14 protein-coding genes and 1 pseudogene are annotated in these 18,412 nt (G+C 42.7%); 9 read left to right on the top strand and 6 right to left on the bottom strand.

Annotated features, from left to right (window positions below):
• Positions 1–164 precede the first annotated feature (164 nt).
• Both purF and purL read right to left on the bottom strand, forming a co-directional pair.
• Entirely contained in the window at positions 165–1,664 is a 1,500-nt protein-coding gene (gene purF / locus NPUN_RS04475; RefSeq protein ID WP_012407640.1) for an amidophosphoribosyltransferase, read from the bottom strand.
• A 173-nt stretch (positions 1,665–1,837) separates the two neighbouring features.
• The gene (gene purL / locus NPUN_RS04470; protein ID WP_012407639.1) at positions 1,838–4,204 is read right to left on the bottom strand and encodes a phosphoribosylformylglycinamidine synthase subunit PurL; all 2,367 of its coding nucleotides are present in this window, start codon (positions 4,202–4,204) and stop codon (positions 1,838–1,840) included.
• A 504-nt stretch (positions 4,205–4,708) separates the two neighbouring features.
• On the opposite strand from purL, the gene NPUN_RS37315 reads away from it, so the two are divergent.
• Positions 4,709–6,709, top strand: a complete 2,001-nt coding sequence (locus tag NPUN_RS37315) for a beta strand repeat-containing protein (protein ID WP_148220245.1) — start codon at positions 4,709–4,711, stop codon at positions 6,707–6,709.
• Between the two features lie 538 nt (positions 6,710–7,247).
• Here NPUN_RS37315 and NPUN_RS04460 read toward each other — a convergent pair.
• Entirely contained in the window at positions 7,248–7,733 is a 486-nt protein-coding gene (locus NPUN_RS04460) for an allophycocyanin subunit alpha-B (protein ID WP_012407637.1), read from the bottom strand.
• 174 nt (positions 7,734–7,907) lie between these two features.
• Here NPUN_RS04460 and rlmD point away from each other — a divergent pair, with 174 nt between their 5' ends.
• Entirely contained in the window at positions 7,908–9,314 is a 1,407-nt protein-coding gene (rlmD, locus tag NPUN_RS04455) for a 23S rRNA (uracil(1939)-C(5))-methyltransferase RlmD (RefSeq protein ID WP_012407636.1), read from the top strand.
• A gap of 391 nt (positions 9,315–9,705) precedes the next feature.
• Entirely contained in the window at positions 9,706–10,155 is a 450-nt protein-coding gene (locus tag NPUN_RS04450; protein ID WP_012407635.1) for an ATP-binding protein, read from the top strand.
• A gap of 128 nt (positions 10,156–10,283) precedes the next feature.
• On the opposite strand, the gene NPUN_RS04445 is transcribed toward NPUN_RS04450, so the two are convergent.
• Complete coding sequence (locus NPUN_RS04445; protein ID WP_041565907.1) at positions 10,284–10,559, bottom strand: DUF6439 family protein; 276 nt, start codon at positions 10,557–10,559, stop codon at positions 10,284–10,286.
• Between the two features lie 44 nt (positions 10,560–10,603).
• Here NPUN_RS04445 and NPUN_RS04440 point away from each other — a divergent pair, with 44 nt between their 5' ends.
• The 5 genes and pseudogenes from NPUN_RS04440 to NPUN_RS04420 form a co-directional block, all read left to right on the top strand.
• A complete protein-coding gene (locus NPUN_RS04440; RefSeq protein ID WP_041565191.1) occupies positions 10,604–10,966 on the top strand; it encodes a sll0565 family protein in 363 nt (120 codons plus the stop codon).
• A 2-nt stretch (positions 10,967–10,968) separates the two neighbouring features.
• On the top strand, positions 10,969–12,360 hold the full coding sequence (gene asnS / locus NPUN_RS04435) for an asparagine--tRNA ligase (protein WP_012407633.1): 1,392 nt from the start codon (positions 10,969–10,971) through the stop codon (positions 12,358–12,360).
• Positions 12,361–13,018: 658 nt separating this feature from the next.
• Positions 13,019–14,740, top strand: coding sequence for a serine/threonine protein kinase (locus NPUN_RS04430; protein WP_012407632.1), 1,722 nt, complete (start codon positions 13,019–13,021; stop codon positions 14,738–14,740).
• Positions 14,737–15,507, top strand: a complete 771-nt coding sequence (locus NPUN_RS04425; protein WP_012407631.1) for a hypothetical protein — start codon at positions 14,737–14,739, stop codon at positions 15,505–15,507. Before NPUN_RS04430 ends, NPUN_RS04425 begins: the two co-directional genes overlap by 4 nt.
• Positions 15,508–15,625: 118 nt before the next feature.
• Positions 15,626–16,125 (top strand): annotated as a pseudogene (locus NPUN_RS04420) (Rpn family recombination-promoting nuclease/putative transposase); the annotation flags it as partial.
• 242 nt (positions 16,126–16,367) lie between these two features.
• Here the strand turns inward: NPUN_RS04420 and NPUN_RS04415 are convergent.
• Positions 16,368–16,832, bottom strand: a complete 465-nt coding sequence (locus NPUN_RS04415; RefSeq protein WP_012407629.1) for a hypothetical protein — start codon at positions 16,830–16,832, stop codon at positions 16,368–16,370.
• A gap of 401 nt (positions 16,833–17,233) precedes the next feature.
• Between NPUN_RS04415 and NPUN_RS04410 the strand changes: the two genes are divergently transcribed.
• Entirely contained in the window at positions 17,234–17,866 is a 633-nt protein-coding gene (locus tag NPUN_RS04410) for an esterase/lipase family protein (protein ID WP_012407628.1), read from the top strand.
• 59 nt (positions 17,867–17,925) lie between these two features.
• Here NPUN_RS04410 and NPUN_RS04405 read toward each other — a convergent pair whose 3' ends face one another.
• Positions 17,926–18,357 carry a VOC family protein gene (locus NPUN_RS04405; RefSeq protein ID WP_012407627.1) on the bottom strand — a complete coding sequence of 144 codons (432 nt, stop codon included), beginning with the start codon at positions 18,355–18,357 and terminating at the stop codon, positions 17,926–17,928.
• Positions 18,358–18,412 lie beyond the last annotated feature (55 nt).

The following is an 18,412-nucleotide window of genomic DNA, read 5'->3' as shown; positions in this document are numbered from 1 at the left end:
TTAAGTAAATAAGGATGCGTAGGCGTAGCCCGTCGTAGACATCGCACAAGTAAAATTAGGCAATATAGCCTGAGTGAAAATGGGGCATTAGTTGGGAGCAAGGAGTTAAGAGTTATTCACTCCTTGCTCTTCCTACTCCCTCATCTCCCTAATGCTCCCAGCCTCTACACCACTACCTTTTCTAAACTCAACTTAGAACGCTTCACTTGCTCAGGAATCGCCACGGGATAATCTCCAGTAAAACAGGCAGAGCAGAAACTATTGGTGTCTTCTCGTGTCGCTTCTAGCATTCCTTCCCAACTGAGATAGGCGAGGCTGTCTACTTCCAGTTGCTTGGCAATTTCCGCTACTGACTTGGTAGCAGCAATCAGCTGATCCTGAGAATCGGTATCGATGCCATAGAAGCAAGGATGAGTTACTGGTGGGGAAGAGATCCGCATGTGTACTTCCACTGCACCCGCTTCACGCAAGGTTTTGACTAGTTTTCGGCTGGTAGTACCGCGAACAATGGAGTCATCAACAATAATTACTCGTTTACCCGCCAGCACATCTTTAAGCGGGTTAAGTTTCATACGGATACCTGACTCGCGCATGGTTTGTGTTGGCTGAATAAAGGTTCGTCCAACATAGCGGTTTTTAATCAGTCCTTCAGCGTAAGCTACACCAGAAGCTTGAGAAAATCCGATCGCAGCAGGAATACCAGAATCAGGAACACCAAAGACAATATCGGCATCGACACAAGATTCTTTAGCTAGTTGGTGTCCTAAGCGCATCCGATAGCTGTACAAACTCTCGTTGTGCATGATGCTATCAGGACGGGCAAAGTAAATCATCTCGAAGATACACAATTTCCTTTGGGGCTGTTGACTCCAATGATAGGAAGCTAAACCTTCTTCAGTAATCCAAACTAATTCGCCTGGTTCTACATCTCGCAGGTATTCGGCTCCAATGATGTCTAAACCACAAGTCTCAGAAGCCAAAACGTAACGAACTGGATTACCTGCTAAAGTTCCAATTACTAAGGGACGAATACCATTGGTGTCACGGACACCCATAACACCGTTAGGAGTGCCAATAACTAAACTAAAGGCTCCTTCACAACGGTGAAATGCTTGAATTGAACCTTCTAGCCAATCTGCACCAGCATTGATGGCTTCTGCGATCGCAAAAGCAATCATTTCTGAGTCTGTTGTGGTAACTAAGTTGTATTTTTTCTCAAGCAACTCTTGACGCAGTTGCACTGTATTGACTAAATTACCATTGTGTGCAAGAGCTAATGAACCTAAGCGAGTTTCCAGGACTGCGGGTTGGGCATTAACTTTACGGCTAGAACCTGTGGTGGAATAGCGAGTGTGGCCAACAGCAAGGCTACCAGGCAATTGATCCAAGATGGTTTCATTAAAAACTTGAGACACCAAGCCCATGTCTTTGTGGAGATGGACTTGTGTACCTTCAAAGGTGGCAATCCCAGCTGATTCTTGACCCCGATGCTGGAGGGCGTACAATCCAAAGTAGGTCAGTTTAGCAACGTTTTCTCCTGGTGCGTAGATGCCAAAAACACCACAAGCTTCTTCTGGCTTGTCAGGCTGATTTTCATGACTATTGATTGGGTTGTTGGTAGGGTCGGGGTATTCATCCGAAGTGACAGAATGAATAGAGGTCATGCTAGCTTTGCTCCTGGTGGGGGGGTCAAGTCACTGGGATTATGTCTATAGATAGATTATTGATTTCTTAATAAATCTTTAACCATCTATTAAAACAGTACCGTAATTATGCCCAGAGACGCTAATAGTTCTAAATGATTAGTGCTAATTTCTGAGTGAAGAAATACTCAAGACTAAGAAACAGCAGTGTTGGTAGCGATACGTCTAGCGATCGCATGGGAATAGCGATCGCTCATATCTTCGATACTAACTTTGATTAAGATCTGATTATCAGTGGTGAAAACCCCCAAACCCGTCTCAAAATTACCAACTGTACCTAGTATTTGCCACTGTTGACCGAGATGTTCCTGTAAGTATGATTCCCAAATTGCTTGCTGTGCGGATGTTACAGAAACTAAAATCCTGGCACCACCTTCGGCAAACAGCATCTCATCGACACGGTTCTGCATTGGTGCTATTTCTAAATTGATTTCAGCACCAAGGTTGCCAGCAATACAACATTCGGCTAATGCGATCGCCACTCCCCCTTCAGCAGAATCATGGGCTGAACGTATCCAACCATTACGGATTCCTTCACGACAAACTTTTTGGACGCGGCGTTCCAAGTCAAAATCTACCAGTGGCGGTTTTCCGGCAACAGTATTGTGGATAGTGGCTAAATACTCAGATGCTCCCAAACTGATTTTGGATGCTAGAGGCAATCCGAGAAGATAAATCACGTCGCCGGATGCTTGCCAACCTTGTCCGCAAATTTTGGTGATATCGGGAATCAAGCCCACCATCCCCACCACAGGAGTGGGATAAATAGGTTGGGGAATGCCTTGAGAATCAAGGGTTTCATTGTATAAAGAAACATTTCCGCCTGTGACTGGTGTCGCCAATTCTCGGCAACCTTCCGCCAAACCGCGACAAGCTTCTGCTAATTGCCAATAACCAATCGGTTTTTCTGGAGAGCCAAAATTTAGGTTATCCGTTACCGCCAGAGGTTCTGCACCCACACAGCTAAGATTGCGTGCAGCTTCTGCCACCACTGCCTTAGCTCCCTCGTAGGGGTGAAGATAAACATAACGAGGATTGCAATCTACTGTTGCAGCCACCCCTAATTTTAGATTTGGGATTTTAGATTTTAGATTGGGAATTTCTTCAAGAGGGCGCAACCGGATAACAGCCGCATCAGCGCCACCTGGTAGTATTACTGTATTATTCTGTACTTGATGGTCATATTGACGATATACCCAGTTTTTAGATGCGATCGTGGGTGTATCGAGCAAAGTTAACAGAATATCATTCCAACTTTGCTGCCCTCCTTGAATTTCTATGCCAGCAGTTGTGCAAGCAGGTAAAGAATCAGGAGTCCATTCCCAAGCTTGACGAGCATATTCTGGCGGTTCTGCCAGCAATTCACGGTTATATAATGGCGTATTTTCCGCCAAAGCCTCGGCGGGAATTTCTGCTGCTACTCCACCTTGAAAGAGAATCCGCACAATGGGTTCAGCGATGACAGTACCAGCGACAACGGCTTGAAGCCCCCAACGGTGGAAAATGTCGATTAATTCTTGCTCACGCCCTTTATGGGCAACAAACAGCATTCGTTCTTGAGATTCCGAAAGTAGATATTCATAAGGAACCATCCCCGTTTCTCTTGCGGGAATTTTATCTAAATCTAGTTCAATTCCTACTCCACCTTTTGCCGCCATTTCTGAGGTAGAACAGGTGATACCCGCTGCTCCCATATCTTGGGCGGCGACAACTGCACCCGTTTTAAACGCCTCTAGACAAGCTTCAATTAACGACTTTTCCAAAAATGGATCGCCCACTTGCACAGCAGGGCGATCGTCTATTGACTGATCGCTCAATTCTGCACTGGCAAAACTTGCGCCTCCCATACCATCGCGCCCAGTGGTAGAACCAACATACAGCACGGGGTTTCCTAAGCCAGATGCCCCAGATTTAACGATTTCCTGGGTTTCCATTAATCCTAGTGCCATAACATTCACTAGGGGATTACCAGAATAAGCCGGATCAAAATAAACTTCGCCGCCAACGGTGGGTACTCCCACACAATTACCATAATGTGAAATTCCCGCCACTACACCTTGGAACAGCCTTTGAGTTTTGGCATCTTCTAGGGAACCGAAGCGCAGGGAATTTAATAGAGCAATGGGACGCGCACCCATTGTAAAAATATCTCTAAGAATACCACCTACTCCAGTTGCTGCACCTTGAAATGGTTCTACAGCTGATGGGTGGTTGTGAGATTCAATCTTAAAAGCTAGTTGGAGTCCGTCACCCAAATCTACAACACCAGCATTTTCACCAGGACCTACGAGGATGCGGGGTCCCTCAGTAGGAAATTGTTTGAGTAGAGGCCGAGAATTTTTGTAACAGCAATGCTCTGACCACATTACCCCGAACATTCCCAGTTCAGCTTTGTTGGGATGACGGCCTAACCGACGGACAATTTCTGCGTATTCTTCTGGTTTAAGACCTTCAGCAGCGATTTCTTGAGGGGAAAAGAAAGCAGGAGATGTGGCGGTCATGGAAATTATGCACCAATTGTACAGAGCATTATTCTACCGATTTACTTGCCCTGTAGGTGCATTTATTAGGATAGTTCATGACTATATAACGCTCAAAATTTAAAAAAATAAATAAATTTACTTAAAAATACATATTTTTGTATACCTAAAGATAGATTGTATTCAACGCTGAATTATTGGTAAATATACTGGCAAAATTGAAGTAATAAAATTTTATTCCCTTGTAATATGCATAGGTCATTTCCAGATTATAAAAATGGCTATCAGCCTGTCAGATGTTCCACTAGTTGAATGCAGAAAAAATTCATAGGATGCGATCGCAAGTTTTAATGGGCTGCAATCTCAATTATTTCGTTGACATTTATTCGCTTGAAGTGACTCATACAACAGCGAACTCAATCACTGAGTGGCTTTTGAAGAAAGGATTCTGTGAATTCTTTTAAGAAACTACTCATTCCAATTAGTAAATTGACCGCACTAAATCTAATAGCGAGGATTTTGATCGTGCCTAGACTTACCGTTCCACCCAATTTCATCGGCACCCCCGGTTCTGACACTCTGATCGGAGAACAATTAAATGCATCTCCAGCAATAGGTATTGATATTTTAACTGGAGGTTTCATTTGTACGCGCTCAGGGAATGACACCGTTAAGGGCACGGGTACTGGTCGCATCGGCGGCATCGGCGGCTCCATTGAGGGTGGGAATGCCAATGGCATCGCTAACCGTGGCAATCTGAATACAGGAAATGGAAAAGACGCGATCGCAGGCATCGGTAACGGTGGCAACGGCGCCGACGGCAACACCGACGGCAGCACCGCTAACGGCAATGGCGGAACTGGGACTGGCATCAGCAATATTAGCAAAATTAATGGAGGGAACGGAAATGACACGATCAGCGGCACTGGAACTGGCGGCAACGGTGGCTTCGGCAGCTTCCTCGGTGGCAAGGGCGGAACTGGGACTGGCATCAGCAACAGTAGCAATATTAATGCAGGAGATGGAAATGACACACTCATCGGCACTGGAACTGGCGGTAACGGCGCGAATGGAGTAGGTCGACCTGGAGGCGGCGGTCAGGGCGGAACTGGGACTGGTATCGCTAACAGTGGCAGTATTAATGCAGGGAACGGAAACGACACAATTGCCGGTACAGGTACTGGCGGCAATGGCGGCTTCGGCCGCGTATCGGGTAGGAGCGGAGATGGGACTGGCATCAGCAATAGTGGCCAACTCCATACCGGAGATGGAGAAGACACGATCGTCGGTATCGGTACTGGCCGCCAGAGCGGCTCGGGGAGCCTTGGCGGCACTCCTGGCGGAACCGGGACTGGTATCGCTAACAGTGGCAGTATTAATGCAGGGAACGGAAACGACATGATTGTCGGTACAGGTACTGGCGGCATCGGTGGCACCGGCCCCAACTCTGGCAATGGTGGTATTGGAATCGGTATTGCTAACAGCAACAGTCTGAATGGAGGGGATGGGCAAGACACGATCGTCGGTACAGCTATCGGCGGTATCGGGGCGGAGGGCTTTCCTAATACTGGCGACGGCGGTACTGCAACCGGCATCGTTAACACTGGTAGTCTGAATGGAGGGAACGGAAAAGACACGATCGCTGGTATCGGTACTGGCGGTATGGGTGGCGACAAGTTTTTCTTCGGTGAGGGCGGTACTGGAACAGGCATCGTTAATAGTGGTAGTCTGAATGCAGGTAACGAAAACGACACTATCACTGGCACTGGTGCTGGTGGTAATGGCGGGGCTAGCATAGATGGCCTTACTGAGAGCGCCGGTGGCAAAGGCGGTACTGGAATTGGGATTGCCAATACTGGCAAACTGGATACCGAAAACGGAGAGGACACAATTATCGGTACCGGCATTGGCGGCAAAGGCGGTATCGCTCCTGGTGGGATCGGCGATGTAGGTACTGGAACTGGCATTCAAAACACTAAAGACGGCACCATCACTACAGAGTGGGGCAATGACAAGATTACTGGTGATGGCAACAGTTCTGGAACAAACTCCACCGCCTATGGCATCGTCAACGATGGAATAATTGATACTGGCAATGGTTCTGACAAGCTTACCGGACAGGCGACAGCAACAATTGGTGGTACTGCCTATGGTATTTATGGAGAAGGAATCATCAAGACTGGTAACGGCAATGACCAAATTATCGCCACCAGCATCCTAGATGGAGTTCAACAAAAAGTCACCATCGGTGGCGGAATCAACATTGCTCTAGGCGCTGGGAATGACTACTTGAAAGGATTTGGTGCTGCAACTGTTGATGGCGGAGATGGTTTTGACACCCTCGATCTCAGCGCTTTCAATCGCTCTGAACTCTTTGTATCTAGGGTTATTTCGGGCACTACCCTTAATGCCAATATCACTTTCAACAGCAATGGAAACTCCATTAGCTTGTCTACGACAGGCTTTGAGAAATTTATCTTTGCAGATAGGTCTTTCTGCTACAGCAGTTTAGCAAACGAGGCATAGGTTTATGAATTTCTCTGTCTCGTGTTTTACCTTCTAAGTGTCTAATCGGTGTTATTTGCTCTTAAGTTGACAAAGCACCTACCAGCGTATATATTCTTAGTTCCAAATTTACATAGATTTACTAAGACTCAGAGATTATTCGGCTATATGCAGTTTAGCTGTAACAATCAAGTGACGAGAATCACACATATCTATGATTATGATCGTCTCTCTGCGATCGCTAACTAGGCATAATTAGTGACAACTGAACTCTAGCCGAGTCATTAATAGGGAACACACTTAATTGCCGACAGCCTTAACCAAGGACTGTCGGTTTTTTATGTCTGTATGTCCTTCATCCTTTAAGAAATGCCCCATAACTAGACTTAAATAAATTTCCCCACAACTGGTTGGTAACTTGACAGATATTTTGCCACAGCCACTACCAATTGTGGGGAGTGTATGATCAAATTAGGTATCTTATCCCTATTGAGTGCTAATATCTTGCACCCACTCCACAGGCCGGAAGTATACTCCTAGAACCAACACACACTTTGTATTAAGACATCGCTTGAATGATGTAATCAAAGTAGGGTGCTGCTTCAGCAGCGTCTTCCGCACTCAATAAGCCAAGGGAGGCTGTTTTGAGGGAATTGATCGCTTCTACCATTCCAGGAACGGGAACGCCCAATGAATTGTACATTTCCCGTACACCAATCAAACCGATTTTTTCAATCGGCTCTTTGTCGCCAGCAAGCACACCATAAGTAATTAGACGTAAGTACCAGCCAAAGTCACGGATACATAGAGAACGTTGGCGTTCTCCGTAAGCATTACCTCCTGGAGAGATAAAGTCAGGACGCTTCTGCCAAAGTTGTTTGGTTGCTTCCTGAACTATCTTTTTTTCGTTTTCGGCTAAGGTAGCCGCAATCCGCGTCCGTTGTACGCCGGTTTGCAAAAAGTCTTTGATATTTTTAAGTTCGCCACTGCTGGGATAACGCAGTTCGTCGTCGGCTTTGAGAATAACTTGGCTAATTACAGTCATGATGATTGAAATCACCTGAAATATTATCTGTTAGTTTAGCGAGTCGGAGGTACACAAGTGAAGAGATAGGAGCTACTTATGTATTGAATTTATCTATTTGGGCAAATGAGGAAGCAAGGAGCAGGGGAGTGGGGAGCAGGGAGCAGGGTGAAAAAAACTAATAACTAATGACTAATGACTAAAATAATTTGGCAACAGGGTGAATTAATTGAAGTGACGATCGCTAACCTGAGTGATACAGGCGATGGTGTGGGACGCGCTGATGAGCGTGTAGTGTTTGTCCCAGATACTGTACCAGGCGATCGCGCCATTGTCCGCTTGGTTCATGTTAAACCAAAATACGCCCACGGGAAGCTCCAGGAGCTATTAGAGCCATCCTCCCACCGTATAAGACCCAATTGTATTGTGGCGGACAAATGCGGTGGTTGCCAGTGGCAGCATATTAATTATGACTACCAGCTAGTAGCCAAGCAAAATCAAGTTATCCAAGCAATGGAGCGCATTGGCGGTTTTGTCCAACCACCAGTAAATCCGGTACTCGCCGCCCCTTCTGCTTTGGGCTACCGTAATAAATCTACATATCCTTTGGGTACATCGGCAACAGGACAGGTACAAGCTGGTTACTACCAAAAAGGTAGTCACCAATTAATTAACTTAAATCAATGTCCAGTTCAAGATGCGCGATTAAATCCCTTACTTGCCGAAGTTAAGCAAGATATTCAACGACAAGGTTGGCAAATTTATGACGAACAGCGCCATCAGGGAAAAATTCGCCATCTGGGTTTACGCATTGGCCGACACACTGGAGAAATGTTGTTGACTTTGGTGGTGAAAGACTGGAATTTATCAGGAATTGAAACCCAAGCGCAGGAATGGTTAAAGCGTTATCCGCAGTTAGTGGGAGTGTCGCTCAATCGCAATAGCGATCGCACAAATGCTATATTCGGATCAGAAATTCGTTGCATCGCTGGAGTCCCCCACCTGCGTGAAAATTTTGCTGGACTGGAATTTCAAGTACGCCCAGATACATTTTTCCAAGTGTATACAGAAACAGCAGAGGCACTATTGCAGGTAATTCAATCAGAACTCAATCTTCAAGGGCATGAGTTGCTAGTTGATGCCTACTGTGGTATTGGAACTTTAACTTTACCCCTCGCCAAAAAAGTTCGTATTGCTACAGGATTAGAAGTGCAACCAGCAGCAGTAGAACAAGCTCTTTTGAATGCCCACTGTAACGGAATTGATAATGTGACTTTCCTTGTCGGGGCAGTAGAGAAATTGCTTCCAAAAATGGGCACAATACCAGAAGTAGTAATACTCGATCCGCCACGTAAGGGATGCGATCGCGCTGTCATAGACACTTTACGGCAACTGAAACCATCTCGGATAGTTTACGTCAGCTGTAAAGTAGCTACCCTCGCCCGTGACCTGAAATTACTTTGTCAAGACGGACAATATACCATCACACGGGTACAACCTGCTGATTTTTTTCCTCAAACTGCTCATGTTGAAGCTGCCGCCTTTCTTGTGCTATCAGATTTGCACAAGGATAGTAATTCCTTTAAAAAAACTGAAATTTGAAAATTTTAGTCTAGTGCATACTAAAGATGCTAAAATTGAATTAAGCTGAAAATAAAAATTCTTTTTCGTTTAAATAAATTCAAGTTGCATAGGTTCTTAGAAATATGAATTGGATTGTGTAAATGACAAATCGGCAATCAACTAGAGTATCCCAATACTCTGTCAAATTACTAGCATCTTTTTAAGTTGCTAAGATCATTATCAAAATTATTGCAGCCGTTATATATCCAAACAATCTCAACTCATACTATAGGGCTAATGCTCCCTAGCATTTTCAAAATTTAGTTTCAAAGACGCAAGTTTGAAGGCAGCATGACCACCTCAAGTTTTATCAGGGTGCCTGTAATAGCAAACTGATGTCTAGCTAACTGAAAGCTATGGGGTTTCTCTTGTGATTACAATTTCACTCCGTCCAGTTGCACGTTATTGGGGCACTATTAGTTTTGCCTCAACCCTCTACCTTTGTCCAATATTAGATTTACTGTTGGCAGAAATTCCAGCCAAATTACAAGCAGAACTGCGGCTAGGACTTCAAGAAGCCCTAGTAAATGCAGCTAAACATGGCAATAATCTTGACCCAAGTAAAACAGTTGTAGTCCGTTTTTCCTTAATTGATAATCAATATTGGTGGATAATATCAGACCAGGGTAGTGGCTTTACTCCTTCATCTACTATTGAAGAAGAGCCAACAGACTATTTACCACCAGATGAATCAGAAAGTGGTCGTGGTTTATGTCTTCTCCACCAAATTTTTGATCAGGTAGAGTGGAACCGCAAAGGCACAGAATTAAGGCTTTGTAAACAAATGGAAACTCGCCGGGGATTATCTCTGCGACGCTAAAAGAGAAGTGGGGAAAGTTATTAATTGATTGTTTTTTACTAACTATTCCTATTCTTTACTTCCTATGAGGGAGTGGGAAATGGGGAAAGTTATTATTTGATTGATTATTATTCCCCATTCCCCATTCTCTACTTGCCGTGAGTTGGACAGGGAGGCGCGGAAATGGAGCGATCTAACCAACCAATTGCCTGTTCTAATCTAGCTTGAGCTTCTTGTGGCTGATTCTTTAAAAGATACACAATTGCTGCTGCCACTTGTTCATTAGCGCGGGAATTGCGGTTAGACTTGAGGCGATGCCAATCGTTAGGGGAAATGCTCAGTCTTTCCATGAGGGCTTGAGCTAGTTCCAGAGTACTAAGTTCATTCAGTTGACTGGTTTTCGGCAGCTGGGTAGATTGGGACATAACTATTGGCACATTTGGATTTACTTCTACTTTACTACTTGTAAATGAAGCCGCCAAAACAATCACAGCCGTCAGCAGAAAATCCCGAACCAGATTTTGAACAAGAACTAGAGGAAGTAGAGCGATCGCTCCTATCCTTAAAAGAGCGTTACGATCAAGTGCAACGCGATCGCCAACAACAGGCACAATGGCAACAGCGCCGGGATCAACTAAAGCACAATAAATCTCAGACACCAGAAATCAAAGCAGAGCTGCGGCAAATTCAACAGCAGTTGGAAATGCTAGAACTAAACTTAGAAAGCCAGTTATTTTCTTGGCGTAGCCTGAAAAAACCTTTCTGGCAAGCCGTCCGCTTTGGTGGAATGGGCGTTATCATAGGCTGGATATTAAAGTCTTGTGCTGGGTAAATATGGTAAATCGACGGATTGCAGAAATATTGCGAAGTGGTCAACCTGACGAGTCCTTCCAAGTGCAAGGCTGGGTGCGGACGAAGCGTGAGTCCAAAGGGTTTGCTTTTATTGAAGTCAATGACGGCTCATCACTAGCTAATTTGCAAGTCGTCATCAATCAGGATTTGCCAGATTACGAAGCTATATTGAAAAAACTGAATACGGGTGCTGCTGTTGAGGCTACAGGGGTACTAGTGGCTTCCCTTGGTAAAGGACAACGGATTGAGTTGAAAGCCGAGTCAGTGAAAGTTTACGGCGAAGCTGATCCCGATACATATCCCCTGCAAAAGAAACGCCATTCCTTTGAGTTTCTGCGAACCATTGGACATTTGCGATCGCGGACTAATTCCTTTGGTGCAGTTTTTCGCGTCAGAAATGCTTGTTCGACAGCAATTCACCAATTTTTTCAACAAAGAGGCTTTTTGTGGGTACACACACCCATCATCACTGCTAGCGACTGCGAAGGCGCGGGTGAACTGTTTAGCGTTACCAGTTTAGATTTAAAGAATATTCCCCGCACAGAAAACCAAGCAGTAGATTACAGCCAAGACTTTTTTGCTAAACCCACATATTTAACAGTTAGCGGCCAGTTGGAAGCGGAAGTGATGGCAATGGCGTTTAGTAACGTCTACACCTTTGGTCCTACCTTTCGTGCAGAAAATTCCAACACCTCCCGCCACCTAGCAGAATTTTGGATGGTTGAGCCAGAAATGGCTTTTTGTGACTTAGAAGGCGATATGGATTTAGCTGAGGCGTTTCTCAAACACATTTTTAAATATGTGTTGGAAACTTGCCCAGAAGATATGGAATTTTTCAATGAACGTATTGATAAATCTGTATTGGCGACAGCCGAAAATATTATTAACAATCAGTTTGAACGGTTAACTTATACAGAAGCCATCAAAGTTTTAGAAAAAGCTGATGTTAAATTTGAATATCCTGTGAGTTGGGGTTTAGATTTACAATCAGAACACGAACGCTACCTAGCTGAGCAACAGTTTAAAAAGCCAGTAATTGTTACAGATTATCCAGCGCAAATCAAAGCTTTTTATATGCGCTTGAACGACGATGAAAAAACCGTCCGCGCAATGGATATTCTCGCACCCAAAATTGGCGAGATTGTAGGTGGTTCCCAGCGTGAAGAACGCCTAGAAGTTTTAGAACGCCGCGTGTTAGCGCAAGGATTAAAGCCAGAAGAATTGTGGTGGTATCTTGATTTACGTCGTTATGGTACTGTTCCCCACGCTGGTTTCGGACTGGGTTTTGAACGACTCGTGCAATTTATGACGGGTATGGGAAATATCCGCGATGTGATTCCTTTTCCGCGTACACCCCAAAGTGCTGAATTTTAGTTTAAATATTTAGTAGACCTGGCTATTATAAATGGCCAGGTTTTAACTTTTGTGGATAAAGAGAAATCCAGTTAAAAACATTTATCATCAACCTACAAGACCAAACAATTGGTATAAATCCGGCAAAATGCCAGAATCTTTAGTTCAGGAAGTAAGTGATTTTACCGACTTCCTATTAATGAAGCATAGTGGTAAGTAGAGCGGCGTAAATAATTAAAGGTTTGTAGTGAGGATTTTAGTCCTCAAATGAGGGCTGAAGCCCTCACCACAAACTAATCTCAAGCTTACTTAAGGCTAAAGCTAAGGTGTACACACAAGTCTTATAACATTGCCCCACAAGCTTTTGAGATCCCTCTAACCTTCCTTAAAAAAGAAGGCAAAAGCCCTTCAAAGTCCTCCTTTTTAAGGGGGATTTAGGGGGATCTTAAACAATTTTGGTTTTATACAAAGATGTATCTACATCGTAGCCTTGCTAAAGATAGGGGAGTGTTTACATCAGCAAATACGAGGTGAAGTTCAGACTGTATGGCAAGTGAGAACCGCTATATATGTTACTTTGTCAAAATTTTAGGGAACTCTATTAATAGAACATTATAGATTTAGCCCTCTGTTTAAATATCAATAAAAATCATTTTTTTAGGATATTTACTTTTGTCTAATGACCTATTGTATAAATCCCCATTGTCCAAAACCAGTTGACCCAGTGAATGCAAACAACCTTATTTGCCGTAACTGTGGGTCAGAAATACTGTTGCAAGGTCGCTATCGGGTAATCAAACAACTAGGACAAGGTGGCTTTGGTAACACTTTTGAAGTTGAAGAGTGTGGGAAAACGAAAGTTTTAAAAGTGCTAACTGACAATAACCCTAAAGCTATTGAACTGTTTCAGCAGGAAGCAAGGGTTTTGAGCCAGCTAAACAGTGCGGGTATTCCCAAGGTAGAACCAGATGGTTATTTTACTGTTTTACCTAAAAATAGCTCTCTACCATTGCACTGTTTAGCAATGGAGAAAATTGAAGGCGTAAATTTAGAGCAGTGGATGGAATTTCGTAATTATCAACGTATTTCTGAAGCTCAAGCTCTCAATTGGCTCAAACAACTTGTAGAAATTCTTGCTTTAGTACACGCTCATCAATATTTTCATCGTGATATTAAACCTCAAAATATCATGCTGCAACCAAATGGGCAGCTTGTCTTAATTGATTTTGGTGCAGTTCGACAAGTCACAACAACAATTTTGGCGGGAAATTCCCATACCAGAATTATTTCACAGGGTTATTCCCCACCAGAGCAACAAAACGGTTATTCAGTACAGCAGTCAGACTTTTTTGCATTGGGACGGACTTTTATTTTTCTGCTCACAGGTAAGGAACCCCAGGATCAATCTATTTACGATCCTCTCACGAACGAGTTGCACTGGCGAAAATCTGCACTCAATCTTTCTCCCCTTTTGGCAGATTTAATCGACCATTTAATGGCTCCTACTGTAAATCAGCGTCCTGAAAATACGCAAGTGATTTTGCAGAAATTGAGCGAAATTGAAAAAGCGTTACAAATGCCTAGAATACTATGGCAACAAACGACAATTCAATCAAACAATGGGTCTAAATCTGCTGCGTCATCTAGTTCTGTAGCTACTGTATCATTCGGTGGAGCTAAATCAGTCAATACACTTTCTAGCCAGACTCCGAAAAGTCAAAAACTTTGGCAAGTTTTCATCGGCTTAGGAGTTGGTTGTTTTGCGGTTTTTACTGCTGCTCTTAACCTACCAAACAATAAAAACCCGGTTTCTGTTTCTCCTGAAGGAAATATCCCAGTAGCTATTCCTAGTTCAGTTCCCTCACCAGTTACCAAAGTTTATGAAATCCCAACAAATGCTCAACCTCAACCCACAATAAGCCCTCTAACTTTGCCTACATCTGACAAACTAGAAATCGAACAAGCTCAAATAGAAGAGATAGAAAAAGAAAAACTTCAGGCTATTTTAAAAGCAGAGCAAGAGAGACAAGCGGCTATTAAAAAAGAAGCTGCTGCTACAGCAGAAACAGAGCAGCTAGAGGCGGTGATAAGAGAAAATGAACATCAAGATGCTTTAGTTGCACAAAAAAGGCAACAAGCCGATAAAGACCGACAGACAAAAATTAAACTTGAAAAGGCTAAACAGGTTTATTTGCAAATTAAGCAACGACCAAAAACAACTGTAATAACCTCAAATACACGGAAATTAACACCTAAACAAGAAGTTCCAAAAAAACAACCCAAAAACGCAATAGGTACAAAAAATGATGGGGCTAATATCCCTAATCCTTGGGAATCTACATATCCCATTCCTAAAGCTTCCGATGAATTAGAACAAGTAATAAGAGAAGGAAATAAATGATGAATTTCACATTTAAAAGCTTAATAGCTTTGGTAGTAACTAGCTCGGCTTTGTTGTTAACACCAATGAGAAGTGATGCACAGGTTAACATGAATATACTAGCTAAAGTCGCTCAAAGTTGTCAGAGAGATGCTCTCTCTCCAGAATATTATCAACAAATGGATATTGACTTGACAGAACAACATTACTTTGGAAAGAAAAAAGCATTTATGAACCCTTGTATAAGAACCAGATACCATTACTTCTCTGTTTTATCTAAACTTCCTTGGATGGCTTCAAAGGGAGAAATGCTACCTAACTATCCTGGTTACATAGCTATTTTAGCAACAGCAATGAATTTTGCTGAACAAAAACGACCTAATAATCTTATAGAATGCATTGCAAGTCAAAATGCTCTAAGTCAACCATGCCAGCAAACAAATTTTTATATTGCCGAGACATCAATTAAGATTAAAAAAATAGATATAGGATCTGTAGGTGATGAGTCTAATTATCTTACCTATGTATGTCCCTCCTGTGCTGTTACCCATGACAATATATTCTCCAAAGAAATCATTATCTCAGCTTTTATAAAATGGTTTTTGGAACTTGAAAAACCACAACGTAGAGAAATTATGTCTATTTTAGGAGCTGATGAAAAAGCTGATAAATTGAGAGATGAAATACACTATGAATCTCTAGGAGCAGTAGGTGAATATTGGGACATATATGCTCAAGTTGAGAAGCAAGAACAGGAGCAGCGTAGACAAGAGTTACTTGGTAATTAGGTTAGGTGGTGTTTAAAACAGTGATTTAGTAACATTATGTTGGGTTGACACAATAAAACCCAACAGCAACAAATTAAATTTTTATCAAAATCTCTGATCCCCTTACTTTCAGGCTGCCATGTATGACAATATCTGTAAATTCATTGCCGAAAACTTCAAAGATGACTTAGCAACTTGGTTACTAGGTTCACCGATTAAATTAACAGAACTTAGCCCCACTGAATTATCAAGCGAACCAATTCGTGCCGATTCATTAATTTTATTACAATCTTATAATTTAGTTCTACATACCGAATTTCAAACCGACCCTGATGAAGCCATCCCCTTTCGGATGTTAAATTATCGGGTTAGGGTTTATCGCCGCTTTCCTAACAAAGAAATGCGTCAAGTAGTAATCTATTTGAGAAAAACAAGTTCAGAATTAGTCAATGAAAACAGTTTTAAATTAAACAACACTTATCATCAGTTTGAGGTAATACGCCTGTGGGAACAACCTACAGACAGGTTTGGTTTATGAGTGTTCCAGGCTTATTACCCTTTGCCGTGCTAAGTCAGACAAACGATCCTACAATGGTATTAACCCAAGTAGCCAAAGCAGTGGAAGCAATTAGCGATCGCCACAATCTCCAGTAGCAAAAGAAGTCAATATGTCTTTTGGCTTCAAGAGCTTTGATTCAGAGGAAATGGGAAAAGATTAGTTTTTGATGAAAAAGTCTCTACCGTATAAAGATGAAGTTGTAGTGGAGAAAATTAAGCGATCGCTCCTAGCTTGGAGAGTTCCTCCATCTACAACTGGCAAATTTGCCTTAACCTTGCGGATTCACATTCAACTTGTAGAGACCGGCAATTTCGCCTCTCTATCAATTGTTAGACGTGTTAGGCGTTTTAACCTGACGTGCCATGTCTAGGTAAGCACTCATATTCGCACCTGGACGACGACGACCATTAGAGCTAGTAGTCGAAGGAGCAAGATATTTTGGTGCAAAGGTGGTTTCAGCAGGTGTTTTTGGGCTAGCGGTGGCGACTGCTTTAGCGGGTTCAGCTTTGACAGCTTTACCATTCTGAGATGCTTCTACTTTGGTCTGTGTCGCAGCTGTGGTTGCTTTAGCAGTCTGAGGTTCAGGGCTTTTTGCAGCCGAAGATACTGCTGGGGCCGCAGCCTTTTTACCGTTTGATGCTGCTGGTTTCGATTGGCTGGTTGCTTCGTCCAGTTCTAAGAAGTAACCATTGCTTTGTTTTTTACCAGGTAACAACCCAGTCACGAAACCAAGAATCCCAGTCACGAAACCGAGAATCCCTGAAATTAACTTTTTGATAAAATCCATTACAATTACTCCTGCCTTGTATATTTGGAACTCGACCGTAATTGTTAAAAATTACGAAAAAATGTAACATTTCCTGTTTTGGTGTCATCTCGTTCTGATGACAACCCTTATAGATTTGTGCTTAATCAACATTGTAGTAAAACTATAGGGCAAATGTTCTTTATGCAAGCACTTGCGACCTTCATACACCGAGAACTAATTATTAAATTTTACTGTAACTAAGAGCAAGATTCTGAAAGCAAGCTTTATAAAAATTAACACTTCTTCGTTTGAAAATTATTGATTGGAAAAAAAGCAAGCGGTTTACTTTTAACCAGTGGGAGGAGTGTCATAGATTGTTCCCAGATAGCAACAGCACTCAGTTACATTTTGTACAGACTTCATTCAGCCAGATTTGAGAGATGAATACTGAAAATCAGCAGCGCAATCCTGTGCTATTGGTACATGGCATTGACGATAGGGGGGCGGTTTTTCATAAAATGACAGGTTACTTAGGATTACAGGGGTGGTCTGTATATTCTCTGGATCTGGTTCCTAATAATGGTGATGTGGGCCTTGATAAATTGGCAAAGCAGGTAGCCGATTATGTTACAGCCACCTTTGCACCAGAACAAGAGCTAGATTTAATAGGCTTTAGTATGGGAGGGATTGTCAGCCGTTACTATATCCAGCGACTGGGAGGAATTAACCGCATTCAGAGATTTATTACGATCTCTTCACCCCATCATGGAACTGTGGTTGCTTATGGTTCCCAGCGTCCTGGTTGTATACAAATGCGCCCCGACAGCATTTTTCTCAAGGATTTAAATTCTGATGCTGTAATATTGGAGCAATTAGATTTTACTTCGATCTGGACACCTTATGATTTGATGATTGTCCCAGCGAATAGTTCACAAATGCCAGTAGGAAGCGAAGTAATAGTACCAGTTGCCCTACACCCTTGGATGCTAACAGACCCAAGGAGTTTAGCAGCAGTCAAAGCAGCTTTAACAGAGCCTATTAAGCTGCCCTTCCTTAAAAAAGCATCCAGTTAGTAGCCAAGATACTTAACACCCTGAATCTATTCATCTTTAAATTACGAATTACGAATTACTTAAGTCCTATCCCCAATTTGCATATGTTCGTAACTTCCAAAAATCGCCTCTGGGTGACGATAATACTTGAATTCCATAAGGTTATAAAAAGGATCTTCTAGAAAGAAAGTACGATGTTCAAGAGGAGAACCGACAAAGCGATTTTTGGTTTCTTCACGAAAAAGTAGCTGTTTTTGTTGTGCCCTTTCTAGTAAGTCTTGCCAGTCACGTTCTTGGGTAAAAATTAGCCCAAAGTGTCTGGGATATATAGTTTGTTGCGGTATCAAGGGTTCTTTTGTTACGTGAGCCACTAGTTGATGACCATAGAGATTTAGAATCAGCGCGTGATGGTTTTCACGACCAGGAATGCAGCCCAATCCATCCACGTAATATGCTTTTGTTTGGGCAATGTCAGTCACAGGGAAAGCAAGATGGAATAAAGTTTGGCTCATAGCTTCTGGGAAAAATTTTAGTAGTTAATACTATCTACAATTTATTCTGTTAAGT

It is taken from the genome of Nostoc punctiforme PCC 73102 (assembly GCF_000020025.1).
GTDB lineage: Bacteria > Cyanobacteriota > Cyanobacteriia > Cyanobacteriales > Nostocaceae > Nostoc > Nostoc punctiforme.
The sequence above is the reverse complement of the archived record's forward strand: the minus strand, read 5'-3'. Positions and strand labels throughout refer to the sequence as shown.

Excerpts from the sequence above, each read along its gene's own strand:
- NPUN_RS04405 (WP_012407627.1), bottom strand. The coding sequence starts at position 18,357 with ATGAGCCAAACTTTATTCCATCTTGCTTTCCCTGTGACTGACATTGCC.
- purF (WP_012407640.1), bottom strand. The coding sequence starts at position 1,664 with ATGACCTCTATTCATTCTGTCACTTCGGATGAATACCCCGACCCTACC.
- NPUN_RS04430 (WP_012407632.1), top strand. The coding sequence starts at position 13,019 with ATGACCTATTGTATAAATCCCCATTGTCCAAAACCAGTTGACCCAGTG.
- NPUN_RS04460 (WP_012407637.1), bottom strand. The coding sequence starts at position 7,733 with ATGACTGTAATTAGCCAAGTTATTCTCAAAGCCGACGACGAACTGCGT.
- NPUN_RS04445 (WP_041565907.1), bottom strand. The coding sequence starts at position 10,559 with ATGTCCCAATCTACCCAGCTGCCGAAAACCAGTCAACTGAATGAACTT.
- NPUN_RS04410 (WP_012407628.1), top strand. The coding sequence starts at position 17,234 with ATGAATACTGAAAATCAGCAGCGCAATCCTGTGCTATTGGTACATGGC.
- asnS (WP_012407633.1), top strand. The coding sequence starts at position 10,969 with ATGGTAAATCGACGGATTGCAGAAATATTGCGAAGTGGTCAACCTGAC.
- purL (WP_012407639.1), bottom strand. The coding sequence starts at position 4,204 with ATGACCGCCACATCTCCTGCTTTCTTTTCCCCTCAAGAAATCGCTGCT.
- NPUN_RS04440 (WP_041565191.1), top strand. The coding sequence starts at position 10,604 with ATGAAGCCGCCAAAACAATCACAGCCGTCAGCAGAAAATCCCGAACCA.
- NPUN_RS04415 (WP_012407629.1), bottom strand. The coding sequence starts at position 16,832 with ATGGATTTTATCAAAAAGTTAATTTCAGGGATTCTCGGTTTCGTGACT.
- rlmD (WP_012407636.1), top strand. The coding sequence starts at position 7,908 with ATGACTAAAATAATTTGGCAACAGGGTGAATTAATTGAAGTGACGATC.
- NPUN_RS04425 (WP_012407631.1), top strand. The coding sequence starts at position 14,737 with ATGATGAATTTCACATTTAAAAGCTTAATAGCTTTGGTAGTAACTAGC.